We start from the raw sequence: 2,452 nt of genomic DNA, 5'->3' as shown, positions 1-2,452 counted from the left end.
ATCGGGTACAGCCTGGGCGGGCTCATCGCCCGCTACTACGTGCAGCGGCTCGGCGGAGACGCGTACGTGCCGCTGGTGATCACCCTCGGGACGCCGCACAGCGGCACCGCGACGGCCCTGCTGGCCCCACCCCACCCGCTGCTGCGCCAGCTCAGGCCGGGAAGCGAACTGCTGGCCGAGCTCGCCGAGCCGGCCGCGGGCTGCCGAACCCGCTTCGTCGCCTTCTACAGCGACCTGGACGAGGCCGTCATCCCCGCCGGCCGGGCCCGCATCGACCACCCCGACCTCCAAGCCCGCAACGTCCTCGTCCACGGCGTCGGCCACCTGACACTGCCCATCCACAAACCGGTCAGCGACGAGATCCGCGCAGTGCTGACCCAGACCCAGCAGGTCACGCCCGCCGCATGACAACCCCGGGCCCGACGAACCCCGCAGATTGCCGGGCGGGCCCCCGTTTCAGAACAGGCAGAACGCGGCACTCTGAAAGACATAAGTCCTGCAGCTGTCGGAAGAAGACCAGCAGCATGAGAAAGGACAAAGGAACCTTTTCCCCCCGCCCCGCGAGCGGGTCGGCGGTGCGCCCGTATCACCCCAAGGACGAGCCGGTGGTGCGCGAGTTGATCAACGCCGACCGGCTACCGGGACAGCCATGCTGCACCCGGGACATGCTGGCCGACGCCACGCGCGGGCCGTCCCGCCTCGCTGGTTGGGTGGCACCTGCCCAGCCGTGCATCAGTGTGCTGGCCGACGCCCAGGACCGGCCCCACGGCGTCATTGTGTTCTTGGCCTGGCCCGATGTACCGGTCGGCCTGATCTGCTGGCTGCACGCCCGAGAGGACCCCGCCGCCCTGCGTGCCCTACTCCGTCATGCCCTGGCCGTGCTCGCCGGCTGCCCGCTGGTCGAGGCGTTCGTCGGTGCCCCGCCGGACCCCCTGGGCCCGGGCGGGCTGTCCCGCACCTGCCGCGCCGCCACCCACGACGCGCTCTTGGAGACCGGCTTCACCGGTCGCCGCCAGGGCTGCTACCTGCATCGCCCGCTGCCCGTCGAGGGACTGCCCGCCAAGCTGGTCGCCGACGTTTTCCCCTGCGAATTCCCTCCGGGCTACCGGCTGATCATCCGTGAGGCGGACGAGCCGGTCGCCGAGACCCTGGTCGGCGTCGGGCCCGGCCACACCGCGACCGTGTGGTGGATCGAGACCCTGACTGCGCGGCGCCGTCGCGGCCTGGCCCAGCAGCTGCTCAGCCAGGCCCTGGCCCTGCTGGCCGAGCAGGGCGCCACCGAGGTTGCCCTCGTCGTCAATGACCTCCCGGAGACGGTCCCCGACAGCCAGGCCGCCCCGCAGCTCTTCAACTCCTTCGGCTTCGCCTTCATCGACCAACTATGGACCTACGAACAGCGGCGCCCCAGCCCCGCTCGGACCGCCGGCAGCGCCCGGACATCCCGCCGGCCCTGAACGTCAGGGGAAGGCAGGGGCCGCCCTGCCACCCCGCATCGCTCCCGGCACCCGGCTTGGTTCAGGCAAGAAATAGGGGGGCGGGGTCAAGTGGGCGCCCACAAGCCCGAGCCAGGGACGCCTGGCCTGGGCCTATGAGCTGCCGGCGGTCTCCCTGGATCGGGGCGGGTCAGGTGCGGGGTCGCTGGGCGGCCGCGATGACGGTGGCGCGTGCCCGGTGGCGGCGCTCGTAGGCCAGCGCCCGCTACCCGAGACGGCCGCCGAAGTGGCGGATGCCGGGGCGTACCGCTCGCTCCTCGACGCACTGAGCCGCGCGGCCTTCGACACCCATGTGATGACCGCCCGCTGCGCCAGATCCATCGGCGACGTCGACAAGAGCCGTCCCGGCTTGTTCCTGTTCAACTACTTCTACTTCGTCGCGGAGGACCCCGAGGGCGGTGGAGCACCTGGCGGACTGGTACGCGGCGAAGATCGGCCTGGACAGCGGGATCTCGGTCCGGGCCACCTTGTCCAGGACGGAGCGCAGGTGCCGTCTCCCATGATGAGCACCCGGTCGGTGCACTCACTGAGGTGCCCCGAAGTTTCCGGACATGGGCCCAAGCAGGGTTCGAGACATGTCGCTCAGGTGAACGGTGCCTGGCGATTTTCCACGGGCCGCGCTCCCATGGCCAGCCGCCGTGAACACGGCCGGCAGTTCGCAGCCGATTGAGTGATTGCGGTGAGCCACTTGGGGGCGGAGCCCCTCGCGCTGCCGAAGGGCGGGGCCTGGTTTCCCGCATTCTTGCGGCGGGGTGTCGGGCAGTGAACGGGCGTCCCGCCCATCGGTGTAGCGAGGTGTGATTGTTTATGGCCGTGTGCGAGGTTTGCAGCAACGACTATGAGATGACGTTCGAGGTGCGCACCGCCGGAGGGGTGCACACCTTTGACAGTCTTGAGTGCGCGGCCCAAAGGCTGGCGCCGATCTGCGAAAACTGTCAGTGCCGCATTCTGGGCCATGG

The 2,452-nt window shown here is 70.3% G+C and carries 3 protein-coding genes; all 3 read left to right on the top strand.

Annotation, left to right across the window (positions count from 1 at the left end):
* Positions 1-408 (top strand): esterase/lipase family protein (locus FCI23_RS55235; RefSeq protein ID WP_407646171.1); only part of this gene is annotated, 408 nt, incomplete at its 5' end.
* A gap of 116 nt (positions 409-524) precedes the next feature.
* Positions 525-1,454, top strand: coding sequence for a GNAT family N-acetyltransferase (locus FCI23_RS55230; RefSeq protein WP_136731698.1), 930 nt, complete (start codon positions 525-527; stop codon positions 1,452-1,454).
* 217 nt (positions 1,455-1,671) lie between these two features.
* Entirely contained in the window at positions 1,672-2,163 is a 492-nt protein-coding gene (locus FCI23_RS58015; protein ID WP_169317487.1) for a hypothetical protein, read from the top strand.
* The last annotated feature ends 289 nt before the right edge of the window (positions 2,164-2,452 follow it).

The sequence above is a fragment of the Actinacidiphila oryziradicis genome, assembly GCF_005047355.1.
GTDB classification, from domain to species: domain Bacteria; phylum Actinomycetota; class Actinomycetes; order Streptomycetales; family Streptomycetaceae; genus Actinacidiphila; species Actinacidiphila oryziradicis.
This window is presented reverse-complemented; position numbering and strand designations above follow the sequence as displayed.